Origin of the sequence: Enhydrobacter aerosaccus (assembly GCF_900167455.1) — a bacterium.
Classification (GTDB): Bacteria; Pseudomonadota; Alphaproteobacteria; order Reyranellales; family Reyranellaceae; genus Reyranella; species Reyranella aerosaccus.
Genome location: NZ_FUWJ01000003.1, coordinates 273,265 through 294,174 on the forward strand (window position 1 = coordinate 273,265; position 20,910 = coordinate 294,174).

Annotated in this window: 22 protein-coding genes and 1 pseudogene; 18 read left to right on the forward strand and 5 right to left on the reverse strand. The window is 64.0% G+C overall.

Going from position 1 to position 20,910, the window contains the following annotated elements; translation table 11 throughout:
• Positions 1-16: 16 nt before the first annotated feature.
• Positions 17-838 carry an exodeoxyribonuclease III gene (locus B5D62_RS16640; protein WP_085935029.1) on the reverse strand — a complete coding sequence of 274 codons (822 nt, stop codon included), beginning with the start codon at positions 836-838 and terminating at the stop codon, positions 17-19.
• Between the two features lie 35 nt (positions 839-873).
• Here B5D62_RS16640 and ypfJ point away from each other — a divergent pair, with 35 nt between their 5' ends.
• Positions 874-1,797, forward strand: a complete 924-nt coding sequence (gene ypfJ, locus B5D62_RS16645) for a KPN_02809 family neutral zinc metallopeptidase (RefSeq protein ID WP_085935030.1) — start codon at positions 874-876, stop codon at positions 1,795-1,797.
• 37 nt (positions 1,798-1,834) lie between these two features.
• On the opposite strand, the gene B5D62_RS16650 is transcribed toward ypfJ, so the two are convergent.
• Entirely contained in the window at positions 1,835-2,536 is a 702-nt protein-coding gene (locus B5D62_RS16650; protein ID WP_085935031.1) for a fumarylacetoacetate hydrolase family protein, read from the reverse strand.
• 52 nt (positions 2,537-2,588) lie between these two features.
• Here B5D62_RS16650 and B5D62_RS16655 point away from each other — a divergent pair, with 52 nt between their 5' ends.
• Positions 2,589-3,212: a L,D-transpeptidase family protein gene (locus tag B5D62_RS16655; protein WP_085935032.1), complete on the forward strand. Its 624-nt coding sequence runs from the start codon at positions 2,589-2,591 to the stop codon at positions 3,210-3,212.
• A 43-nt stretch (positions 3,213-3,255) separates the two neighbouring features.
• On the opposite strand, the gene hrcA is transcribed toward B5D62_RS16655, so the two are convergent.
• The gene (gene hrcA, locus B5D62_RS16660; RefSeq protein ID WP_085935033.1) at positions 3,256-4,359 is read right to left on the reverse strand and encodes a heat-inducible transcriptional repressor HrcA; all 1,104 of its coding nucleotides are present in this window, start codon (positions 4,357-4,359) and stop codon (positions 3,256-3,258) included.
• Between the two features lie 82 nt (positions 4,360-4,441).
• Here hrcA and B5D62_RS16665 point away from each other — a divergent pair, with 82 nt between their 5' ends.
• The 5 genes from B5D62_RS16665 (at position 4,442) to B5D62_RS16685 (ending at position 8,189) form a co-directional block, all read left to right on the forward strand.
• Complete coding sequence (locus B5D62_RS16665) at positions 4,442-4,774, forward strand: hypothetical protein (RefSeq protein ID WP_085935034.1); 333 nt, start codon at positions 4,442-4,444, stop codon at positions 4,772-4,774.
• A gap of 76 nt (positions 4,775-4,850) precedes the next feature.
• A complete protein-coding gene (rph, locus tag B5D62_RS16670; RefSeq protein ID WP_085935035.1) occupies positions 4,851-5,570 on the forward strand; it encodes a ribonuclease PH in 720 nt (239 codons plus the stop codon).
• Positions 5,570-6,184, forward strand: a complete 615-nt coding sequence (gene rdgB / locus B5D62_RS16675) for an RdgB/HAM1 family non-canonical purine NTP pyrophosphatase (protein WP_085935036.1) — start codon at positions 5,570-5,572, stop codon at positions 6,182-6,184. The genes rph and rdgB overlap by 1 nt, the downstream gene beginning before the upstream one ends.
• Positions 6,181-7,335, forward strand: a complete 1,155-nt coding sequence (hemW, locus tag B5D62_RS16680) for a radical SAM family heme chaperone HemW (RefSeq protein ID WP_085935037.1) — start codon at positions 6,181-6,183, stop codon at positions 7,333-7,335. Before rdgB ends, hemW begins: the two co-directional genes overlap by 4 nt.
• Entirely contained in the window at positions 7,332-8,189 is an 858-nt protein-coding gene (locus B5D62_RS16685) for a transporter substrate-binding domain-containing protein (protein ID WP_085935038.1), read from the forward strand. The genes hemW and B5D62_RS16685 overlap by 4 nt, the downstream gene beginning before the upstream one ends.
• Positions 8,190-8,198: 9 nt before the next feature.
• Here B5D62_RS16685 and B5D62_RS16690 read toward each other — a convergent pair whose 3' ends face one another.
• Entirely contained in the window at positions 8,199-8,990 is a 792-nt protein-coding gene (locus B5D62_RS16690; protein ID WP_231714834.1) for a GntR family transcriptional regulator, read from the reverse strand.
• Between the two features lie 170 nt (positions 8,991-9,160).
• Between B5D62_RS16690 and B5D62_RS16695 the strand changes: the two genes are divergently transcribed.
• The 6 genes and pseudogenes from B5D62_RS16695 (at position 9,161) to B5D62_RS16720 (ending at position 15,302) form a co-directional block, all read left to right on the forward strand.
• Entirely contained in the window at positions 9,161-10,273 is a 1,113-nt protein-coding gene (locus B5D62_RS16695) for a BMP family ABC transporter substrate-binding protein (RefSeq protein ID WP_085935039.1), read from the forward strand.
• A gap of 67 nt (positions 10,274-10,340) precedes the next feature.
• Positions 10,341-11,462, forward strand: coding sequence for an ABC transporter permease (locus tag B5D62_RS16700; RefSeq protein WP_419188788.1), 1,122 nt, complete (start codon positions 10,341-10,343; stop codon positions 11,460-11,462).
• A gap of 3 nt (positions 11,463-11,465) precedes the next feature.
• Positions 11,466-12,389 (forward strand): annotated as a pseudogene (locus tag B5D62_RS16705) (ABC transporter permease); the annotation flags it as partial.
• 17 nt (positions 12,390-12,406) lie between these two features.
• Positions 12,407-13,090 carry a biuret amidohydrolase gene (biuH, locus tag B5D62_RS16710; protein ID WP_085935041.1) on the forward strand — a complete coding sequence of 228 codons (684 nt, stop codon included), beginning with the start codon at positions 12,407-12,409 and terminating at the stop codon, positions 13,088-13,090.
• Positions 13,087-14,631: an ABC transporter ATP-binding protein gene (locus tag B5D62_RS16715; protein WP_085935042.1), complete on the forward strand. Its 1,545-nt coding sequence runs from the start codon at positions 13,087-13,089 to the stop codon at positions 14,629-14,631. Before biuH ends, B5D62_RS16715 begins: the two co-directional genes overlap by 4 nt.
• Positions 14,632-14,636: 5 nt before the next feature.
• The gene (locus B5D62_RS16720; protein ID WP_085935043.1) at positions 14,637-15,302 is read left to right on the forward strand and encodes a cysteine hydrolase family protein; all 666 of its coding nucleotides are present in this window, start codon (positions 14,637-14,639) and stop codon (positions 15,300-15,302) included.
• On the opposite strand, the gene hspQ is transcribed toward B5D62_RS16720, so the two are convergent.
• On the reverse strand, positions 15,299-15,622 hold the full coding sequence (gene hspQ / locus B5D62_RS16725) for a heat shock protein HspQ (RefSeq protein ID WP_085935044.1): 324 nt from the start codon (positions 15,620-15,622) through the stop codon (positions 15,299-15,301). The genes B5D62_RS16720 and hspQ overlap by 4 nt on opposite strands.
• 311 nt (positions 15,623-15,933) lie before the next feature.
• On the opposite strand from hspQ, the gene B5D62_RS16730 reads away from it, so the two are divergent.
• From B5D62_RS16730 to mltA, 5 genes are all read left to right on the forward strand, one after another.
• Positions 15,934-16,782: an MBL fold metallo-hydrolase gene (locus B5D62_RS16730; protein ID WP_139373930.1), complete on the forward strand. Its 849-nt coding sequence runs from the start codon at positions 15,934-15,936 to the stop codon at positions 16,780-16,782.
• A complete protein-coding gene (locus B5D62_RS16735; protein ID WP_085935046.1) occupies positions 16,779-17,615 on the forward strand; it encodes a class I SAM-dependent methyltransferase in 837 nt (278 codons plus the stop codon). Before B5D62_RS16730 ends, B5D62_RS16735 begins: the two co-directional genes overlap by 4 nt.
• Positions 17,615-18,967, forward strand: a complete 1,353-nt coding sequence (locus B5D62_RS16740) for an adenylate/guanylate cyclase domain-containing protein (RefSeq protein ID WP_085935047.1) — start codon at positions 17,615-17,617, stop codon at positions 18,965-18,967. The genes B5D62_RS16735 and B5D62_RS16740 overlap by 1 nt, the downstream gene beginning before the upstream one ends.
• Before the next feature lie 97 nt (positions 18,968-19,064).
• The gene (locus tag B5D62_RS16745; protein ID WP_231714835.1) at positions 19,065-19,790 is read left to right on the forward strand and encodes a Tim44/TimA family putative adaptor protein; all 726 of its coding nucleotides are present in this window, start codon (positions 19,065-19,067) and stop codon (positions 19,788-19,790) included.
• 16 nt (positions 19,791-19,806) lie between these two features.
• Positions 19,807-20,910 (forward strand): murein transglycosylase A, encoded by a 1,104-nt coding sequence (gene mltA, locus B5D62_RS16750; RefSeq protein ID WP_085935049.1) that lies wholly within the window; start codon positions 19,807-19,809, stop codon positions 20,908-20,910.

A 20,910-nucleotide genomic window follows, 5' to 3' on the forward strand; every position in this document is an offset into this window, starting at 1 on the left:
GCCGGACCGCGAACGATCAGACATCGAACGTCGCCAGTACGGGCACATGGTCGGAAGCCTGCTCCCAATCGCGCATGTCGACATCGATATGATGGCTGCGGATCGCCGACGACAAGGCCGGCGTCGCCAGAATATGGTCCAGCCGGCGTCCGCGGTTGGACTTGCGCCAATCGGTATTGCGATAGCTCCACCACGAATAGAGCTTCTCGTTCTCCGGTACGAAGCGTCGCGGCACGTCGATCCAATCCATGGCCGCCATCATGTTGCCGAACAGCTCCACTTCCATGGGCGTGTGCGACACGATCTTGAGGAGCTGCTTGTGGCTCCAGACGTCATGTTCGAGCGGCGCCACATTGAGATCGCCGACCGCGATCCGACGCAGTCCCTTGCGCATTCGCGGCTTGGGCCGCCGTTCGGCGAACCACTCGGCCATCTCCCGGTAGAACTCGAGCTTGTGCGCGAACTTGTCGTTGACGCCGGGATCGGGAATGTCGCCGCCGGCGGGAATGTAGAGATTGTCGATCAGGATCGGATCGTTGCCGGTATCGAGAGCCGCCTCGATATGACGGCAGTCCTCCTTGCCGCACCGGTGATGGATCTTGGTCGCGGTGAACGGCACCTTCGACAGGATGGCGACGCCGTTGTAGGACTTCATCCCCTGTATCAGCCGGTGCTTGTAGCCCAGCGCCTCGAAGGCCTGATGCGGAAAGAATTCGTCCGGACATTTGGTCTCCTGCAGGCAAAGCACATCCGGCTTGCGGAGCTTCAGAAACCGTTCGACGTTGCCGATGCGCAGGCGCACCGAATTGATGTTCCAGGTGGCGATGGTGAGACTCATCGCCGCCAATATAGGTAGATGACGGAGACGCTGCCATGCGGATGGATGGCGATGAGAGCGGCAATATTGAAGACCGCCGGGGTGATGGCGGGTTCGGGGGAGGCCTGGGCGGCGGCTTCGGCGGACCGGGCATTCCGATTCCGATCGGAAGCGGCCTGTTCAAGGGCGGATTCGGCCTGATCGCAATCGTCGTCATCGGGCTGATCCTGGGCATAGATCCGATTTCGCTGCTGGGCGGATTGTCCGGCGGCGGCACTTATGTCCAGGCGCCGAGCCCGTCCCGCACCGCCTCGCGGCCGGCAACGGACGCGGACCCGGAGGTGAAATTCGTCTCCCGCGTCCTCAAGAGCACCGAAGATGTCTGGGGCGATCTGTTCCAGCAGATTGGCCGCCAGTATCGACAGCCACGCCTCGTGCTCTATCGCGACGCCACCCAGACCGCCTGCGGCACGGGCCAAGCCGCAATGGGACCGTTCTATTGCCCCGGGGATCAGCGCGTTTATCTCGATCTTTCCTTCTTCGATGAACTGGCCAGCCGCTTCCGGTCTCCCGGCCAGTTCCCGCAGGCCTATGTGATCGCCCACGAGATCGGCCACCACGTGCAGAACCTGCTGGGCATCACCGGCAAGGTCGCCCGCGTGCAGGACGGTATGAGCCGGCGCGACGCCAACGCCATGTCGGTCCGGGTCGAATTGCAGGCGGACTGTCTGGCGGGCGTATGGGCGAGCCACGCGAACCAGGAGCGCGGCGGCCGGATGATCGACGAGCAGGATATCGATCAGGCACTCGCGGCCGCGACCGCCATTGGCGACGATCGCCTGCAACGACAGACGCAGGGTCGGGTCGTGCCCGACAGCTTCACGCACGGAACCAGCGCCCAGCGTGTCCGCTGGTTCAAGCGCGGCCTGGAGAGCGGGGACATGAATCGCTGCGACACCTTCAGGGCGCAGCAGCTCTGACGGACCGCGAGCCGGCGGCTCGCGGCCCAATAAGCGGTCAGACGAGCGTGCAGGTGACCGTGCCGCAGCCTTCGACGAAGCCGGCCAGCGTATCGCCCTTGACCACGGCGGCCACGCCATCGGGCGTGCCGCTATAGATCAGGTCGCCAGCGGCAAGCGTTACCAAGCCGGACAGATAGGAGATCGTCTCCGGCACGCTCCAGATGAGTGCGTTGAGGTCGGACTTCTGGCGTGTCTTGCCGTTCACATCGAGCTGGATCGTGCCCTTGGACAAATGCCCGATCCGGCTCGCCGGATAGATTTCGCCGATCGGCGCCGATTGGTCGAAGCCCTTGCCCATGTCCCAGGGACGGCCCATGTCCTTGGCCTGGTTCTGCAGGTCGCGGCGGGTCATGTCGAGGCCGCAGGCATAGCCGAAGACATGGTCGAGGGCCTTGTCGACCGGGATGTCGGCACCGCCGGATTTCATGGCAACGACAAGCTCCATCTCATGATGGAGGTTCTTGGTGGCCGGCGGATAGGCGACCTTGGTCGGGTTCTTCGGGTCGGCGCAAATCACGATGGCATCGGCCGGCTTGGTGAAGAAGAAGGGCGGTTCGCGGTCGGGGTCATGGCCCATCTCTCGAGCATGGGCAGCATAGTTGCGGCCGACACAAAAGATGCGGCGGACGGGAAACAGATCGCTGGTGCCGTGGACCGGGACGCCAACGGTCGGCGGCGGCGGCAGAACGTAAGCCATAACTTTCTCCCTCGAAGGCGTGCCTTTATGAAGGCGGCAGGAGCGCGATTCAATGTCAGATGCCGATGATTTGACCCAGACCCTTGTCGTTCAGGCCGATTCCGCCGATTCCGCGCTCGCCTGGGCGACGCTCGGAAGCCACCGCTGGCGCTGCGTGCTCGGGGCAGGCGGGGTCCGCGAGGACAAGGTCGAAGGCGATGCCGCCACGCCGGCCGGAATATTCCCGTTACGGCGGATCTATTTTCGCAACGACCGGCTGGTGCTGCCCAAGGTTCGCCTGCCGGCCCGCGCCATCACAGAGCATGACGGCTGGTGCGACGATCCGAGGGCGCCCTCCTACAACCGCCTGGTTCGCATTCCCAACGAGTGGAGCCACGAGAAGATGTGGCGCGAAGACGGGCTCTACGATCTCGTTGTCGTGGTCGGCTATAACGACGACCCGCCGGAAGGCGAGTGGGGCAGCGCGATCTTCCTCCATATCGCGCGCCCGGATCTGAGCCCGACCCGCGGCTGCGTCGCCTTCGGGCGGGACGACCTCCTGGAAATCGTCCCCCTGATCAGTCCCGAGACCAGGTTGCGCGTCCTGTCATTGCCGAAGGCGGAAACCGCGCTGTCCCCCGTCAACGGCGACGAGGACATGAAGCAGTTCGAGGATTTCGACGAAAGGGACTGGTAGCTGTCCAAGACGGCGAGGCTGGGCCTAGCCGAGATGTTGTGGGCTAACCGACCATCCGGCCGATGGTGCGGGCGGTGTAGTCGACCAGCGGGATGATGCGGGCATAGTTCAGCCGCGTCGGGCCGATCACGCCGATGGCTCCCAGGATCCGCTCCTGCGAATCGCGAAATGGCGCCACCACCATCGAGCAGCCGGTGTTGGCGAACATGGGGTTATCGGCGCCAATGAAGATCTGGACGCCCGCAGCACCGTTGGCCAGTTCGAGCAGGCGCGCGAAGCTTTCGCCCCGCTCGAGCGCATCGAACAGCAACCTGACCCGCTCCAGATCGGCGATCGCCGTGATGTCCTCGAGCAGCCGCGCCTGGCCGCGCACGATGAGCGCTCCGCCCGGCTCGCCGGCCCAGGTCGCCAGGCCCGACTCGATCACCCGGGCGGTCAGGTCATCCAGTTCGGCCCGCTTCAGCCGCAGATCCTCGAGGATCAGCCGGCGCGCTTCCTCGAAGGTGCGGCCACTCAGGCGCGAATTAAGATAGTTGCTGGCCTCGGCCAGCGCGGATGCGGGCATGCCGGGTGGCGTATCGATCAGGCGATTCTCGACCTGGCCGGACTGCGTGACGGTCACCACCAGGGCGCGGCCCGGTCCAAGATTGACGAATTCGATGTGCTTGAGGGGCTGTTCGGTCTTGGGTGCCATGACGACACTGGCACAGCGCGACAGGCCGGACAGCAGGCTCGTTGCCTGCTCGAGCGCTTCATTCATGCTGCGGCCGACTGCGGCGCAGCGCGCCTCGATGCTTTCCCGCTCTTGCTCGGAGATGTTACCGACCTCGAGCAGGCCGTTGACGAACAGGCGCAATCCCGCCTCCGTCGGCAGTCGGCCCGCCGATGTATGCGGGGCGTACAACAGCCCGAGATCCTGCAGGTCCGCCATGATGTTGCGTATGGTGGCGGGAGACAGCGTTTCGGTGATCCGGCGGGTCAAGGCCCGCGAACCGACCGGCTCGCCTGTCTCGACGTAGCTCTCGACCACCAGGCGCAGCACTTCGCGCGCCCGTTCATTCAGTTCCGCGACCGAGGTCGCCGGACGCTGGACCGGGCTGGCGTCCGCAATGACACCGCCCGGCAATCCGAGACGCTGGATAGTCATGGAAAAAATGTAGGTAGGCCCGCCAGTCCGGTCAACGCGGGCAATTCTCGCTCCGCTGCCCGTTTCCGTGTAGAAACGGGCCGTGCTGCTGCGCGGTTATCGATTTGAACATCCCAAGACCGAACGATCTGTCGTCGTCCACGGTCTGTCCTATATCTGGGCCGGGCTGTTCGGGGCGGCTTATGTCCGCTGGGTCGGTTACGGCAGCGTCCTGCAGGCGGTGGCCATCAATCTCGCCTTCGCCGTGGGGACAGTCCTGTTTCTGGGCATTACGTCCTATATCGCCCCCCTTCAGCAATTCCTGGCACTGGTCGTCGGCCTGCCCGCCATCGTGGTCGTTCAGGGAATGATGATGGTCTCCCTGATCAAGACCGGCTTCCGCCGCCGCGGCTGGATGATCCGCTCGCACGACTGATTGAACGGAAACCCGAGAACTTGTTCCCACCGCCGGCTTTGGTCATAAGCCCTGTCGCATTGTAGGAGAGTCACCCATGCGCCCTTCCGGCCGCGCGCCCGACCAGCTTCGCAAGATTTCCCTTGAGCCTGGCTTTTCCCGCCATGCTGAAGGCTCCTGTCTCGTGAAGTTCGGCGATACCCATGTCCTGTGCACCGCCTCGGTCGACGAGAAGGTGCCGCCCTGGATGCGCAATACTGGGCGGGGGTGGGTGACGGCCGAATACGGGATGCTACCCCGCTCGACCCACACCCGCAGCGATCGCGAAGCGGCCCGCGGCAAGCAGTCCGGACGAACCCAGGAAATCCAGCGGCTGATCGGCCGGTCCCTGCGCGCCGTCGTCAATCTGACCGCCATGGGTGAGCGTCAGATCAACATCGACTGCGACGTTCTTCAGGCCGATGGCGGTACGCGTACGGCCAGCATCACCGGGTCCTGGGTGGCGCTGCACTTCGCCTTCGAATGGCTGATCAAGCAAGGCAAACTGACGGCCAATCCCATGACGGGCCAGGTGGCCGCTGTTTCGTGCGGGCTGTGGCAGGGAACGCCGGTCCTGGATCTCGATTATCCGGAGGACTCCCAGGCTGCGGCGGATGCCAATTTCGTTCTGACTGGAGCCGGCGGCATCGTCGAGGTTCAGGGCACGGCCGAACAGGAGCCGTTCAGCGAAGCGCAATTCCACGAGCTGCTGGCGCTGGCAAAGAAGGGCATCGGCGAACTCACGCAGCTGCAGCGGCTTGCGATCGGAAAGGCCTGATGGCCCGGCATTTCTCCCTCCCCAAGCTGGTCGTGGCGACCCACAATCGGGGTAAGGCGGGCGAGATCCGCGCCATGCTCCATCCTTTTGGGGTGGAGATCGTGTCGGCCGGCGAACTCGGCCTGTCGGCGCCGGAGGAAACCGGCACGACCTTCGAAGAGAACGCGACCCTCAAAGCCCTGGCGGCGGTACAAGCCAGCGGTCTGCCGGCCCTCGCCGACGATTCCGGTCTGAGCGTCCACGCATTGGGTGGCCAACCGGGTGTGTACACGGCCGATTGGGAAGGACCGACGCGCGATCCGATGGTCGGTATGAAACGCATCCAGGAGGAATTCGCCAAGCGGCGCGTCGCCGATACGGAGACCGCCCGGACCGCGACCTTTCACTGCGTTTTGGCTCTCGCCTGGCCTGACCAGCATGTCGAGCTGGTCCATGGCACCCTCGACGGCACGATCATTTGGCCGCCGCGCGGCCTGGGCGGTCACGGCTACGACCCCTGTTTCCAGCCCGTTGGGATGAAGCGCACGACGGCGCAGATGACCGACGACGAAAAGAACGCGATCAGCCATCGGGGTCGGGCTTTCAAGATGCTTGTCGAGGCCTGCTTTCGATGAGCTCCCCGCCGCTGGGCGTCTACGTTCATTGGCCGTTCTGCAAGTCAAAGTGCCCTTATTGCGATTTCAACAGCCATGTGCGGGAGGCGATCGAGCAGACGCGCTGGCGAGCCGCTCTCCTGACGGAACTCGAGCACGCCGCCCGCGAAGCGCCGGATCGCGAGGTGCAGACCATTTTCTTCGGCGGCGGCACGCCCTCGCTGATGGAACCGGCAACGGTGGCCGCCCTGATCGACCGCGTTCGGCAGTTGTGGGATCTCGCTCCTGATATCGAGGTCACGCTGGAGGCGAATCCGACCTCGGTGGAAGCGGGAAACTTCGCAGCCTTGGCCCAGGCGGGCGTCAACCGCGTATCGCTGGGAGTCCAGGCGCTCGATCCGGAGGCGCTCCGCTTCTTGGGGCGGCAGCATTCGGTCGATGAGGCCGTAGCCGCGCTCACGACAGCGCGACGCCACTTCCCGCGCTTCTCCTTCGACCTGATCTACGCCCGTCCCGGCCAGACGGCGCAAGCCTGGGCTCAAGAGCTGGAGCGCGCCCTGACGCTGGCTGGAGACCATATGTCCGTCTATCAGCTCACCATCGAGCGCGGCACGCGCTTCTTCATCGATCACGCGCGGGGCAGCTTCGCCTTGCCCGACGAAGACGCGGCCGCACAGATGTTCGAGGAGACGCAGGCCCGTCTCCATGCAGCCGGACTGCCGGCCTACGAGATCTCAAATCATGCCCGCCCGGACGCCGCATGCCGCCATAATTTGATCTATTGGCGCTATCAGGATTACGTCGGTATCGGGCCGGGTGCCCATGGACGCTTTGCCGCCGGGAACGCCAAGCGGGCGACCCGGCGCACGAGCGGCCCAGAGGCCTGGTTGGAAGCGGTGGAGCGGTCAGGTCATGGAACCGCGGAAGTGACGGATATAATCGGGCGAGATCGCGTGGAGGAAGCGTTGATGATGGGGCTGCGACTGGTCGAGGGAATCGACCGCGGCACCTTTGCGACAATGGCCGGTCTCGATCCCGTCGAGGCGCTGGGCGAAGCCCGGCTCACTCCCCTGGTCGAAGCCGGATTCCTCGAGGTCGATGCCATCCGTCTGCGAGCGACTGCGGCCGGCCGGCAGCGCCTCAATGCCGTTCTCGGGCGGTTGATCTCATGAAGCGTCTGGTATTGGCCGCCCTCGGCCTGGTCATGCTGGCAAGCGGCTCGATGGCCCAAACCGCCAAGCCGGCCACGAAGCAGCCCGTTCCCCAGACCAAGCCGGCAGCCCAGGCAAAGCCGGCAGCGCCGAAATCGCCGTTCCCCGCGCCGGCCTTCAAGCTGACGATCGCGACCTGGGGCAGTTATCCGCCGTTCAACTATCTCGATCGCAAAGGCCTGCCCGCCGGCTTCGAGATGGATCTGGCCCAGGAGATCTGCCAGCGCATGAAGGCGGAGTGCGAATTCGTCGCCGCCAAATGGGACGATCTGATACCGGGGCTGGTGGAAAAGAAATTCGATATCGTCATGGCCTCTCTCGAAGTGACGCCGGAGAGGCGCCGGCGGCTTGGAATGTCGCGTCGCTACTACCTCTCTCCGGGCGCGTTCATCGCCGCCAAGGGTGCCCCCTTTGACGGCCCGCCGTCACTCCTGCGCAACAAGCGTATCGGCGTCCAGAAGGATTCGACGCATGCCGATTGGGTCGACAAGAGCTTCCGGCGCTCGGCGCAGATCAAACGGTACGCGTCGGTCGCCGACGAGCTGCAGGCTCTCGCCAATGGCGAGGTGGATGCGGTGTTTGGCGACAAGGCGCAGCTCTGGCTCTGGTCGCAGAAGCCGGAGGGTCAGTGCTGCGAACTCGTCGGGCAGGACATCAAGGATGCGCCGACGCTAGGCATCGGCGTCGCCGCCGGCATACGGCGCGAAGATGTGAAGCTGCGGGAGGCATTCAACAAGGCGCTCAGCGAGATGATTGGCGACGGCACCTACAAGAAGCTGAACGCCAAGTACTTTCCCTTCTCGCTCAACGGATGAGCCCAGCTTTCAGGCGGCGTTGATCGCAGAAAAGGCCTCATAGGCATCCTCTACCAGGCTCACATGGTGAATCATCGCGGCGTGTGCGGCCACAGCGTCGCCGGCGAGGATCGCACGGACCACCGCTTCATGTTCCTGGTTCGAGCGGGTCAATCGCCCTTCCATCCGGAACTGGGCCCGACGGAAGGGGCCGAGACGCCGCCGCAATCCGAGCGTGAACTCGGCCAGTGGCGCGTTGTGCGCCCCGGCATAGATCGCCGAATGAAAGGCGTTGTTGGCATCTGAATATGCGTCGGGATCGCCCGCCGCGGCCAGCGTCGTCATGGCCTCGTGGCGCGCCTGCAGCCGTCGCCGATCGATCGGCGTCATGCTCATCGCGGCGAGCCGGGCGCAGGTTGCTTCCATCTCGGCCATGGCGACGAACAGGCTCTCGAGTTCCTCCGGCGTCGCCTTGGAGACGACCGCTCCCTTTCGGGGCCGCATGTCGATCAGCCCGCTCATGGCGAGCTGCCGCAGCGCTTCGCGCACCGGCGTGCGCGACACGCCATGCTGCTGAGCGAGAGAGATTTCATCCAGGCGCGATCCCGGAGCCAAGGCACCGTTCAGAATTCCATCTGCAATCGCCGAGGCCAGCTTCTCGGTCAGGGTCGGATTTTCGGCCTGCATGTCCGGGCGGAGGATCTTCATGGAGGTGCTGCATGCATTAAGAGGGCCAAACACCGCAACTTGCATTATATATGCCCAAAAAGAATGCAAACAGCGGAAATTGCATACAATTTGGCGCTCATTAATGCACGCCACGAGATCCGAAAGGATTACCCAACGCGCAGCCCTGCCCACGGAATCCAGCGCAATTGCCCAGCTTTTTCGCAAGAACCAGCGGAAAGGCCGACTTTTCAGCGGATGGCACAGCCCTTGCGACCATCTTTACGGCCGCCACTGGCCGGGTTCAGGAACGCGGGGGAATAATCATGATCGACAAGTTCGCTATCGGCCGACGGACCCTGTTGGCCAGCAGCGCGAGCGCGGTGGCTCTAGGTCTCGCCGGAACGGCTCATGCGCAGAAGCCACTTGTGATCGGTTTCATCTATGTCGGGCCGCGTGACGACTACGGTTACAACCAGGCCCATGCCGAGGCGGCAGCCGTCCTGAAGAAGATGCCAGGCGTGAAGATCGTCGAGGAAGAAAAAGTACCCGAGACGGTCGCGGTCGAGAAGACGATGGAAAGCATGATCAACCTCGACGGGGCCACGCTGCTGTTCCCGACGTCGTTCGGATACTTCGACCCGTACATGCTGAAGGAAGCCACCAAGAACCCGAAGATCCAGTTCCGGCATTGCGGCGGCCTGTGGCAGGAAGGCAAGCATCCCGTCAATACGGGCAGTTACTTCGGGTACATCGACGAATGCCAGTATCTGAACGGCATCGTCGCCGGCGCCACGAGCAAGAGCGGCAAGCTCGGCTTCGTCGCCGCCAAGCCGATCCCGCAGGTCTTGCGCAACATCAACGCCTTCACGCTGGGCGCCCAATCCATCAATCCCAAGATCAGCACGCAGGTGATCTTCACCGGCGATTGGTCGATGCCGGTCAAGGAAGCCGAGGCGACCAACAGCATGATCGCCCAAGGCGTCGATGTCGTGACCTGCCATGTCGACTCGCCCAAGGTCGTGGTCGAGACGGCCGAGCGCGCCGGCATCTATACCTGCGGTTACCACACCAACCAGGCCAAGCTCGCCCCCAAGGGCTACCTGACGGGCGCAGAGTGGAACTGGGAGCGTGTCTATACCGGCTTCGTCGAGGCGATGAAGGCCGGCAAGGCCCCCGCCAATTTCGTGCGCGGCGGCCTGAAGGAAGGCTTCGTGCGCACCTCGGCCTATGGCCCCGCGGTGTCGGACGCGGCCAAGGCCAAAGCCGACGCCGTGAAGCTCGAAATGCTGAACGGCAATTTCGTGATCTTCAAAGGTCCGCTCAAGGACAACAAGGGCAACACCGTCATCACCGCCGGCACAAGCCAGATCCAGACCGACCCGGCGCTGGAGAGCATGAACTATCTGGTCGAGGGCGTCGTCGGTTCGACCTCGTAGACGAACGAGCCCGGCACGATCTTTTCCCGACCAAACGGAACATGATCGCCAAGGCGTCGGAGGGGTGATGAGTCCGAAGGATCAAGTCGCGCTTGAATCCCCTCCAGCTGCGCTCGTGACGGCGCCGGCTTCATCGTCGGCGCGCGACAACATGCGGGCGATCCTGGAGAGGATTGCGGTCCCCGCGCTGGCCTTGCTGGCATCGGCCGTCATATTTGGCCTGCTGCTGGCGATCTATGCCGGCGTCGATCCGCTCGAGGCTTTTGCGCTGATGTACCAGGGTGCCTTCGGCACCTGGTTCTCTTGGCAAAACACGCTGACGCGAGCGGCGCCGCTGATACTCACCGCGCTTTGTACCGCTCTGCCGGCCCGGCTGGGGCTGGTCATCATCGGCAACGAGGGGGCGCTGGTGCTGGGCGGCGTTGCGGCTGCAGCGGCAGGCGTCGCCGTCTCGGCAGCGTCTCCCCTGGTCGTGCAGCTGACCATGATCGTCGCCGGCATGCTGGCCGGCGGGCTGTGGATCGCCTTTGCCGGTGCGCTGCGCCAGTATCGCGGCGTCAACGAGACGATCTCGAGCCTGCTGCTTACGTATATCGCGATCGCCCTTATGAATCATTTCGTGGAAGGGCCGCTGCGCGATCCGGAGAGCCTCAACAAACCCTCCACCCGGGCGATCGGCGACATCAACATGATCGGCACCATTCCCGGCATGGACGTGCATTGGGGCCTGGCGTTCGGGATCGTCGCCTGCATCGCCGTCTTCCTGTTCCAGCGCTTCACCACCTGGGGCTTCGCCATGGAGGTGATCGGCGGCAATCCCAAGACCGCGCGCATGATGGGCCTGAATGTCGGCCGTTACGTCCTGCTCGCCTGTGGCGCCGGCGGCGCGGCGGCCGGACTGGCCGGCACCGTTGAAGTGGCAGCCGTGATGGGACGCGCCAACGCCTCGCTCGCCGTCGGCTACGGCTATTCGGGAATCCTGGTTTCGTTTCTCGCGCGTCACAATCCGTTGGCGATCATACCCGTTGCGGTGCTGCTGGGAGGGATCAGCGCCAGCGGTGGCCTGCTGCAACGCCGGCTGGACTTGCCCGATGCGGCGGTCGTGGTGCTGCAGGGCATCATCTTCGTCGTGATCCTGGCCAGCGAGACGCTCTACGGGCGCCTGCTGCCGCGGCGCCAGGGGAGCTGAGCCATGGATCAGAGCGGCATCGGGCTTTGGGGCGTACCACTGGCCATGCTGGCCGGCGCTATTCGCGTCAGCACGCCATTCATCTTCGTAAGCGTCGGGGAATGCCTCACGGAACGATCGGGCCGCATCAATCTCGGCCTCGAGGGCACGCTGGTGATGGGAGCGATGAGTGCCTATGGCACAGCCCTCGCAAGCGGCTCTCCCTGGCTCGGTGTCGGCGTCGCGGCCCTGGTCGGCCTGCTGCTCGGTGCCCTGCACGCCGGCATCTGCCAACTGCCGCGGGTGAACGATATCGCCACCGGCATCGGCCTGATGCTGTTCGCAACCGGCCTCGCCTTCTTTCTCGGCAAACCCTTCATCCAGCCCAAGGCGCCCAATCTGGGTGCCATCGACCTCGGCTGGTGGAGCAGCATTCCGCAGGTCCGCCAGGCCCTGCAGGTGAATTACCTTTTCGTGCTCGGCATTGCGCTCGCCTTCGCGCTTGCCTGGGCCCTCAAGACAACGCGCTGGGGTCTTATCGTGCGTCTGGCCGGTGAAAGCGTCGATGCGGCGCTTGCCATCGGAACGCATGTGGGCCGCGTGCGCATGATCGCCACCGCTGTCGGGGGTTCCTTTGCTGGAATCGGCGGCGCCTTCCTCTCGCTCTATTACCCGGGGAGCTGGAACGAAGGCCTGTCGAGCGGCCAAGGCCTGATGGCGGTGGCACTGGTCATCTTCGCGCGCTGGGATCCCGTGCGCTGCCTGTGGGCCTCACTGCTGTTCGGCGCGGCGGGCGCCATCAGCCCGGCGCTCCAATCGGTCGGTGTGACGGAAGGATATTATCTGTTCAGCGCTGCGCCCTATGTTCTCACGCTTGTCCTGATGATCGCCACCTGCTCGCCCGAGCGCAGCCTGCGCGGCGCTCCCGGCGAACTTGGCGCCGTACGCCAGAAGGAAATGCGTCAATGGCCCGGAAGCATGTCAACTCGCGCCCCTATCCCTGGCCCTGGAACGGCGACCTGAGGCCAGAGAACACGGCGTTGATCGTCATCGACATGCAGACAGACTTCTGTGGCGTGGGCGGCTATGTCGACAAGATGGGCTACGATCTGTCGCTCACGCGAGCGCCCATCGAGCCGATCCGCACCTTGCTGGCAGCCAGTCGACAGGCGGGCTGGCATATCTTCCACACTCGCGAAGGCCATCGCCCGGATCTTTCCGATCTGCCGGCCAACAAGCGCTGGCGCTCGCAACAGATCGGCGCCGGCATCGGCGAACCGGGACCGTGCGGCCGCATTCTGGTACGGGGCGAACCGGGCTGGGAGATCATCCCGGAGCTTGCGCCGGCGAAAGGCGAGCCGGTGATCGACAAGCCGGGCAAGGGTTCCTTCTGCGCCACCGACCTCGAACTGATGTTGCGCACGCGCGGCATCGACAATCTCGTCCTCACCGGCATCACCACCGACGTCTGCGTGCACACGACCATGCGCGAAGCCAATGATCGCGGCTTCGAGTGCTTGATCCTCGAGGATTGCACCGGCGCCACCGACATGGGCAACCACCTGGCGGCGCTCAAGATGGTGCAGATGCAGGGCGGCGTTTTCGGCGCCGTCGCCAGATCCACAGACGTGATCGAGGCGATCGCATGACGGCGATCGGCGTAGCGCATTTCCCCCCGCACGAGGGCGCGCCCTCGCTCGAACTGCTGGGCTTCTGCAAGCGCTTCGGCAGCCTGATGGCGCTCGACGACGTGTCGGTGAAAGTGAAGGCGGGCGCCTTCCATGCCTTGTTGGGAGAGAATGGCGCCGGCAAGAGCACGCTCGTGAAGTGCGCGATGGGCTATTACGCCGCCGATCAGGGTCAGATCCTCCTGAACGGTCGCGAGGTCGAAATCCATCGTCCGCGGCAGGCGCACGAATTGGGACTCGGCATGGTCTATCAGCACTTCACGCTGGTGCCGAACATGACCGTGCTCGAGAACTTCGTCCTGTCGCGGGACCAGCTGCCGGCGGTGATCGACTGGAGCGCCGAGCGGCGCGCCCTCAAGACATTCTTCGAGACCACGCCCTTTACCGTACCGCTCGATACCCCTGTTGCAGACCTCGCCGCCGGCCAGAAGCAGAAGGGCGAGATCCTGCGCCAGCTCTACCTTAAGCGAAACCTCCTGATCCTCGACGAGCCGACGTCGGTGCTGACACCCGACGAAGCCGACGAGGTGTTGTCGACGCTGAAGGAGCTGACCGACGCGAAGCAGATCACGATCATCACCATCACCCACAAGTTCCGGGAGGTGAACGCCTTCTGCGATACCGTCACCGTCCTGCGGCGTGGCAAGCTTATTGACACCAAGCCCACGGCCGAGCTCGACAACGACATGATGGCGGAGATGATGGTCGGGCGGCGGGAGAACCGCACCGTCGTCGAGCGCAACGTAAGAGAACCGGGCAAACCGGTGCTGCAGGTCGAGGGGCTTTGCGTCGCCGACAATGTCGGCCAGCGTGCGGTGGAGCAGCTCACACTCGACGTGCGCGCCGGTGAGATCGTCGGCATTGCCGGCGTCTCGGGGAACGGTCAGCGCGAACTGGTCGAGACGCTGGCCGGCCAACGCCATGCCGAATCGGGCCGCGTTCTCGTTCACGGGGAACTCTATAGGGCGACCCGACCGGAGATGATCCGGCACAAGATCGCCTGCCTGCCCGAGGAACCGTTGCGCAACGCCTGCGTCGCCGAGATGTCGGTGGCGGAGAACATGGCCCTGCGGTCGTTCGATCAGCCGCCGGCATCGCCGGACGGCATTCGCCTGCGACGCAGCCCGATGCGCGCCGCCGCGCGCAAGCTGATCGACGCCTATCGCGTGAAGACCCCGGGTCCGGACGCACCGATCAAGGGCCTGTCGGGTGGCAACGTCCAGCGCGCGGTGCTGGCGCGTGAATTGTCGAGTGAGGGCGATCTGTTGATCGTGGCCAATCCCTGCTTCGGCCTCGACTTCGCCGCCGTTGCCGAGATCCGCGGCCGGATCGTTCAAGCGCGCAACCGCGGGGCCGCCGTTCTATTGGTGAGCGAAGACCTCGACGAAATCCTGCAGCTTTCGGATCGCATCGTTGTCATGTTCGACGGCAAGCTCGCGTTCGAAGCGATGGCAGCCCAGGCGGAAATCGGCGCCATCGGGCGTGCCATGGCCGGACACTGATCGCCATGAAGACCATCGCCGCCCAGCCCTTCGATTTCAGGTTCGATCCGGCGCACACCGCCTTGATCGTGATCGACATGCAACGCGACTTCATAGAGCCTGGAGGCTTCGGCGCCACACTCGGCAACGATGTCAGTCTGCTCAAGAAGATCGTGCCCACGGTCGCGCGGTTGCTGGCCGCGTTTCGGGGTGCCGGTCTGCCGATCATCCACACTCGGGAGTGCCACAGGTCCGACCTGTCCGATTGCCCGCCGGCCAAGCGCAACCGGGGTAACCCCAGCCTTCGCATCGGCGATCCCGGCCCCATGGGCAGGATACTGATCGCGGGAGAGCCGGGCGCTGATATCGTGCCTGAACTCGCCGCCCGAGCCGGCGAGATCGTGCTCGACAAGCCCGGCAAGGGAGCCTTCTACGGCACGCCGCTGTCTTCGATCCTGGCCGACCAGGGAATCACGCATCTCGTCTTGGCCGGCGTGACGACCGAGGTCTGCGTGCAGACGACGATGCGTGAAGCCAACGATCGCGGTTTCGAGTGCCTGCTCGCCGAGGATGCGACGGAAAGCTATTTTCCGGAGTTCAAGAAGGCCACGCTCGACATGATCCGGGCGCAGGGCGCCATCGTCGGGTGGACGGCCACCGTCGGCCAGATCGAGAAGGCGCTTCGGCCTTAGTGCAGGGTCCGGTCGCGCGAAACGTACTGGCCGCGCTTTAGTTCCTTGAAGAAGTGCGGCACCTGCGGATGGGAAACAGGCTTGCCGCTGTCGTCGGCCAGAAGGTTTTGTTCCGAAACGTAGGCGACGTAGGTCGTCTGCGCATTCTCCGCCAGCAGATGATAAAATGGCTGGTCTCGCCTTGGGCGGAGATTTTCCGGGATCGATGCCAGCCATTCCTCGGTGTTGGCGAAGACGGGGTCGACATCGAAGATCACGCCTCTGAAGGGGTAGAGGCGATGCTTCACCACCTGGCCGATAGCGAACTTGGCCGTGCGCATCGGAGGCTGGGCAATCGCGGTTAGGGCAGTCGGGTTAGCAATTTCCATGACGAAATTATTGCTCCGAACGGGACCGCAGGCAACGCACCTGCATGGGATGAATTCGACCGGAACGAGCAAAAACCACCCGGCCAGCCGGTGAGCCTCTCCGGCTTCTACGCAAAATCGCGGCCAAATCGTGCACCGATCGTTCGACCTATCGGACAGTTCGACCGCAAATTGCACCCCTCAAGTAGATGGCGGCGTTGGTTGACGGAGGCCGTAACCCTGTGGACTCTGGCGGAGGGGTTATCTATCCGGGAATTGTGGCGTTGGCCGATGGTTTGAAAGTCCGTTTCTGGGGCGTGCGAGGATCTATCGCCTGCCCCGGACCCGAATACGCCCGCTATGGCGGCAATACGCCGTGTCTAGAGGTCATGGCTGGAGGCCGGCGGTTGATATTCGACGCCGGCACGGGGATTCGCGAGCTCGGGTTGGAACTGGCGCGTCAGGCGCCGCTGGATATCGATATCTACTTTACGCATACCCATCTCGATCACCTGGCCGGACTGACGTTCTTTGCCCCGCTATTCGACAAGCGCAATTCCATCCGGATGTGGGCGGGCCACCTCGAAGGGCCCCATACGCTGAAGACAGTGGTCAAGAGCCTGATGCAGGCGCCGCTGTACCCCGTATCGCTCGAGGCTTTCCAAGCCACGATCACTTTTCGCGAGTTCGACTGCGGCGCCGTGCTGTCATGTGGCGACATCTCCCTTCGGACCGGCATCCTCAACCATCCTAACGGGGCGACGGGTTATCGCGTCGACCACAAGGGGAAGTCGCTGTGCTACATTACGGATACGGAACACCGTCCCGAGGGAATTGACACCGGCATTGTCGACCTTTGCCGCGGTGCCGATCTCATGATCTACGACTCGACCTTCACGGATGCCGAATATCCCCGATATCGCGGATGGGGACACTCAACGTGGCAGGAAGGCGTTCGGGTCGCAGACGCGGCCCAGGTCGGCACCCTGGTGATCTTCCATCACGATCCAAATCATGACGATGCGTTCATGGATGCGGTTGCCCGCGACGCCGCCCTGCTCCGCCCCGGCACGACCGCGAACGGGTTGCCTCGCGTGATCGTCGCCCATGAGGGGCTGATTCTCAGCCCGTGACCAGCGCCACCACTCTCCGCGGTCGATGGCGGCGTCTGGCCCTCGGCCTGCCCACCATCCTGGGCCTCCCTCCGCGCGGTTGGTTCATTCCCCACCGCTATGCGCCGCTGCTGCCGCCGCCAGGCGCTCAGCCGTCTTATGCCACTGTCGAAGCGCTCTTCGAGCGCCAGAACAAGGCGTTCACGGCGACGATAGATCTGATCGACACCCATGCGGATGCATTGCTTGGCCTCAACGGGCTACTCGATCAGGCCTGGTTTCCCGCGCTCGACGCGGCGGTCGCCTATACTCTGGTGCGGGCGCGCAAGCCCATTCATATCGTCGAGGTCGGCTCGGGTCACTCGACTCGTATCCTGTCACGTGCCCACTGCGGCGTCGGCGAGATCCTCGCCATCGACCCGGCTCCGCGGGCCGATATTGCGGGACTGCCAGGTGTCCAGGTCGTGCCCACAACGCTTCAGAATGCCTCGCTGGAGCTGTTCGACCGCCTCGGCGCCGGTGACATGCTGTTCATCGATTCGAGCCACATCCTGATGCCTGGCAGCGATGTCGATCTGCTGCTCAATCGTGTGCTGCCACGGCTGCCGTCCGGCGTTCTGGTGCATATCCACGACATTTTTCTGCCCTTTGACTATCCGTCAAAATGGGGATGGCGGAACTACAACGAGCAGCAAGGGGTCGTGCCGCTGCTGACGACAGGCGCCTACACACCGCTGTTCTCCAGTGTCTGGGCGGAACGCCGGCTCGGTGACCGGCTGGCGCGCTCGGTCGTCCCGCGCCTGCCGCGTCCGACGGAGGCGATGGCAACGAGCCTCTGGCTCGAGAAGCGCTGATGTGGCGCGCGCTGCGGTCGTGGTTGTTTGATAGCGACGGGACCCAGAAGCTTCCCGAACGCGTACAGGCTGCGATCCAGCACCAACAGGAACGCAGCGAAATCCTGATTGCCTGGATCCAGTTGGCCATCGTGGCGCTCGTCGCGACCGTCTACGAATCCACGTCGATGCCCGCCGGCGTCGTGCAGGACGACTATTCCTTCGAGACCCAGGTCTTCGCCATTTATGGCGCGTTCTGCATTATCCGGCTGGGACTCGCCTATGCGCGGCGCCTGCGTCCGTGGATGCTCTATGTTGCCGTCATCGCCGATGTCGGCCTGCTGATGGGGCTGATCTATTCCTTTCACTACAAGTACGCGCAGCCGGCGGTCTTCTATCTGAAGGTCCCGACGCTTCTTTACGTCTTCCTCCTGATCGCCCTGCGCACGCTCCGATTCGAGGCCCGGTTCGTCATCTTCACCGGACTGGTTGCCGTAGCGGGCTGGATTGCCCTCATTTTGTATGCGTTGGGCGGCCGCGGCGGGCCGGCCAACCCGACCGACGATTTCGTCGAATACATGACCTCCAACGCGTTCCTGCTGCATGCCGAGGTCGACAAGATCATTGCCATTCTTCTCACGACCGCCGTGCTTGCAGTGTCCATCTCGCGAGCGCGTCAGTTGCTTGTCCGCGCCGTCAGCGAGGGCGCGGCGGCCCGCGACTTGTCGCGCTTCTTCGATCCCGGCGTAGCAACGCGCATTCGCACCGCCGCGATGACGGTCAAAGCGGGCGAAGGCGAACTGCGCGATGCCACGATCCTCACCGTCGATCTCCGAGGCTTCACGCATCTCTCGGCAGAGCTTGCGCCGGACGATGTGATGAAACTTCTGCAGGACTACCAGGCGCGACTCTGTCCTCATATCGTCGGCAATGGCGGCAGCATCGACAAGTTCCTGGGCGACGGCATCCTTGCCTCGTTCGGCGCCGTGGCTCCCTCGTCGACAGCAGCAGCGGATGCTCTTCGGGCAGTGGATGCGATCATCGATGCCGCCGATCATTGGAACAGCGAGCGCGACCTCTCCGGGCTCGCACCGCTTGTTGTCGGCCTGGCGGTCTCGTCCGGGCCCGTCTTGTTCGGGGCTGTCGGCGACGGCGAACGGCTTGAATTCACAGTGATCGGCGACACCGTCAATTTTACGTCGAAACTGGAAAAGCAGAACAAGGACGAGGGAACACGAGCCCTGACGGACGCTCGCACCTATGCGCTCGCCCAGAACCAAGGCTACATTTCACAAACCAAGCGGGAAAACCGACCAGGACGCCGCGTCGCCGGCGTACCGGAATTGGTCGATATTGTGGTGCTGGCCGCATAGGAACGGCATAGGCGACACCTCCCGTTGCCTTGCCCTTTCCCCATTCGGGGCCTATGTAATTTGCGGTGAGTTGAGGACGGGTTGGCGGAGCGCCTTCGTGGGCAACAACTACGATATCATTCTGATTGCATTGGTGGCGGTGTTCCTGATCCTGCGCCTGCGCGCGGTATTGGGAAAACGGACAGGCAACGAACGGCCGCCGGCACGCGATCCATTCACGCCGCCGGCACCTCCGCCGGCGCCATCCAGCAAGACACCGCGCATCGGAGATGCGCCGATCGGCAACGACAACGTGGTGCCGATGCCGGGCACGTTGCGGCCGTCGAACGCCACGAGCGGGCCCGGCGGCATCCGCGCCACGGTTCTGCCGAGCGCCTCGGCGGGAGTCGCGGCGATCCGCACGGCCGATTCACAGTTCGACCCGACGATGTTCGTACAAGGCGCGCGCGCGGCATTCACGACCATCGTCGAAGCTTTCGCCAAGGGTGATACGCCGGCGCTGCGCCCATTGCTCGATCCACCGACATTCGCCAGCTTCGAGGGAGCCATTCGCGGGCGCAACGAGCGCCGCGAGAAAGCGGAGACGACATTGATTGGCTTCGAGGCCTCCGATATCTCGTCTGCCGAACTGCAGGGATCCCAGGCTCTGGTGACGGTTCGCTTCGTCACTGAACAAATCAATGTCGTCCGTAATGCCGAAGGTCAGATCGCCGACGGCAATCCGAACGAGGTCCAAAAGGTCGTCGACCTGTGGACGTTCCGCCGCGATACCAAGTCGAGCGATCCCAACTGGGTTTTGATCAAGACCGAGAGCGAAGGCTAGGGGAGGCAGTTACCGCATGCGCTGGAGCGTTCTGTCCGGCGGCGCAGCCTTGCTGGCCGTCGCCGGTCTTCTGTCTGCATGCGCTGGCGGCCTGGGAGGAGCGACCACGCCCAAGGTCGCGATGGCGCCCATCTCCTTCAATGAAATTCCGGGTTGGTCCGACGACAAGCACGCCGAGGCTTTGGCTGCCTTCAAGAATTCCTGTCCCAAGCTCACGACGTCGGGCGATACGCGGATCGTCACGGACGGCGGCGAAAAGGTCATCACGCAGGGAGAGTGGGGGCAGATCTGCGGGCAGGCGAACACGGTCAAAACCGGCGATGAACGCGGCGCCCGGCGCTTCTTCGAAGACAATTTCCGCCCGCTCGTCGTGCAGACGACAGGCAGCTTCACCGGTTATTTCGAGCCCGAGCTGCGCGGCAGCCGCGCGCCGTCTCGTCTGTTCACCGTGCCGGTTTATCGACGCCCGCCGGATCTGACCGACCAGCCGTATTACACCCGCGCGGAAATCGAGCAGGGCGCACTGAAAGGCAAAGGCCTGGAGATCGTCTGGGTGCAGGATCCTGTCGCCCTTTACGAGGTACAGGTGCAAGGCTCGGGACGCGTCCATCTCGCCGAAGGCGGAACGCTGAGTCTGGGCTTCGACGGCTCGAACAACCGCCCCTACACGGCCCTCAGCACGGTCCTTTCCGATATGGGCGTGATGAAGCGGGAAAATGCCACCTGGCCAGCCATTCGCGATTGGCTGAAGCGGCATCCGCAGCAGGGGCGCGACGTGATGCGCAAGAACGAGCGCTACATCTTCTTCAAGGATACGCGGCTGACGTCGGCCAGCGGATCGGAGGGCGTGACGTTGACGGCCCAGCGCAGCCTTGCCGTCGATACCACCTTCACGCCTTACGGCACGCCGATCTGGATCGATACGGCTCGGCCCGTGGCGGGCAAGGCTGGTGCCACGGAGCCCTATCGGAGGCTGATGATCGCGCAGGATAGCGGCACGGCCATCAAGGGCCCGGCGCGGGGCGACGTCTTCTTCGGCTCGACACCTCAGGCGGCGGACTGGGCCGGACGCATGGTCAGCAACGGCAAGGCCATCGTCCTGATACCAAACAAGGGCTGA

Excerpts from the sequence above, each read along its gene's own strand:
- B5D62_RS16640 (WP_085935029.1), bottom strand. The coding sequence starts at position 838 with ATGAGTCTCACCATCGCCACCTGGAACATCAATTCGGTGCGCCTGCGC.
- ypfJ (WP_085935030.1), top strand. The coding sequence starts at position 874 with ATGCGGATGGATGGCGATGAGAGCGGCAATATTGAAGACCGCCGGGGT.
- B5D62_RS16650 (WP_085935031.1), bottom strand. The coding sequence starts at position 2,536 with ATGGCTTACGTTCTGCCGCCGCCGCCGACCGTTGGCGTCCCGGTCCAC.
- B5D62_RS16655 (WP_085935032.1), top strand. The coding sequence starts at position 2,589 with ATGTCAGATGCCGATGATTTGACCCAGACCCTTGTCGTTCAGGCCGAT.
- hrcA (WP_085935033.1), bottom strand. The coding sequence starts at position 4,359 with ATGACTATCCAGCGTCTCGGATTGCCGGGCGGTGTCATTGCGGACGCC.
- rph (WP_085935035.1), top strand. The coding sequence starts at position 4,851 with ATGCGCCCTTCCGGCCGCGCGCCCGACCAGCTTCGCAAGATTTCCCTT.
- rdgB (WP_085935036.1), top strand. The coding sequence starts at position 5,570 with ATGGCCCGGCATTTCTCCCTCCCCAAGCTGGTCGTGGCGACCCACAAT.
- hemW (WP_085935037.1), top strand. The coding sequence starts at position 6,181 with ATGAGCTCCCCGCCGCTGGGCGTCTACGTTCATTGGCCGTTCTGCAAG.
- B5D62_RS16685 (WP_085935038.1), top strand. The coding sequence starts at position 7,332 with ATGAAGCGTCTGGTATTGGCCGCCCTCGGCCTGGTCATGCTGGCAAGC.
- B5D62_RS16695 (WP_085935039.1), top strand. The coding sequence starts at position 9,161 with ATGATCGACAAGTTCGCTATCGGCCGACGGACCCTGTTGGCCAGCAGC.
- B5D62_RS16700 (WP_419188788.1), top strand. The coding sequence starts at position 10,341 with ATGAGTCCGAAGGATCAAGTCGCGCTTGAATCCCCTCCAGCTGCGCTC.
- biuH (WP_085935041.1), top strand. The coding sequence starts at position 12,407 with ATGGCCCGGAAGCATGTCAACTCGCGCCCCTATCCCTGGCCCTGGAAC.
- B5D62_RS16715 (WP_085935042.1), top strand. The coding sequence starts at position 13,087 with ATGACGGCGATCGGCGTAGCGCATTTCCCCCCGCACGAGGGCGCGCCC.
- B5D62_RS16720 (WP_085935043.1), top strand. The coding sequence starts at position 14,637 with ATGAAGACCATCGCCGCCCAGCCCTTCGATTTCAGGTTCGATCCGGCG.
- hspQ (WP_085935044.1), bottom strand. The coding sequence starts at position 15,622 with ATGCGCACGGCCAAGTTCGCTATCGGCCAGGTGGTGAAGCATCGCCTC.
- B5D62_RS16740 (WP_085935047.1), top strand. The coding sequence starts at position 17,615 with ATGTGGCGCGCGCTGCGGTCGTGGTTGTTTGATAGCGACGGGACCCAG.
- mltA (WP_085935049.1), top strand. The coding sequence starts at position 19,807 with ATGCGCTGGAGCGTTCTGTCCGGCGGCGCAGCCTTGCTGGCCGTCGCC.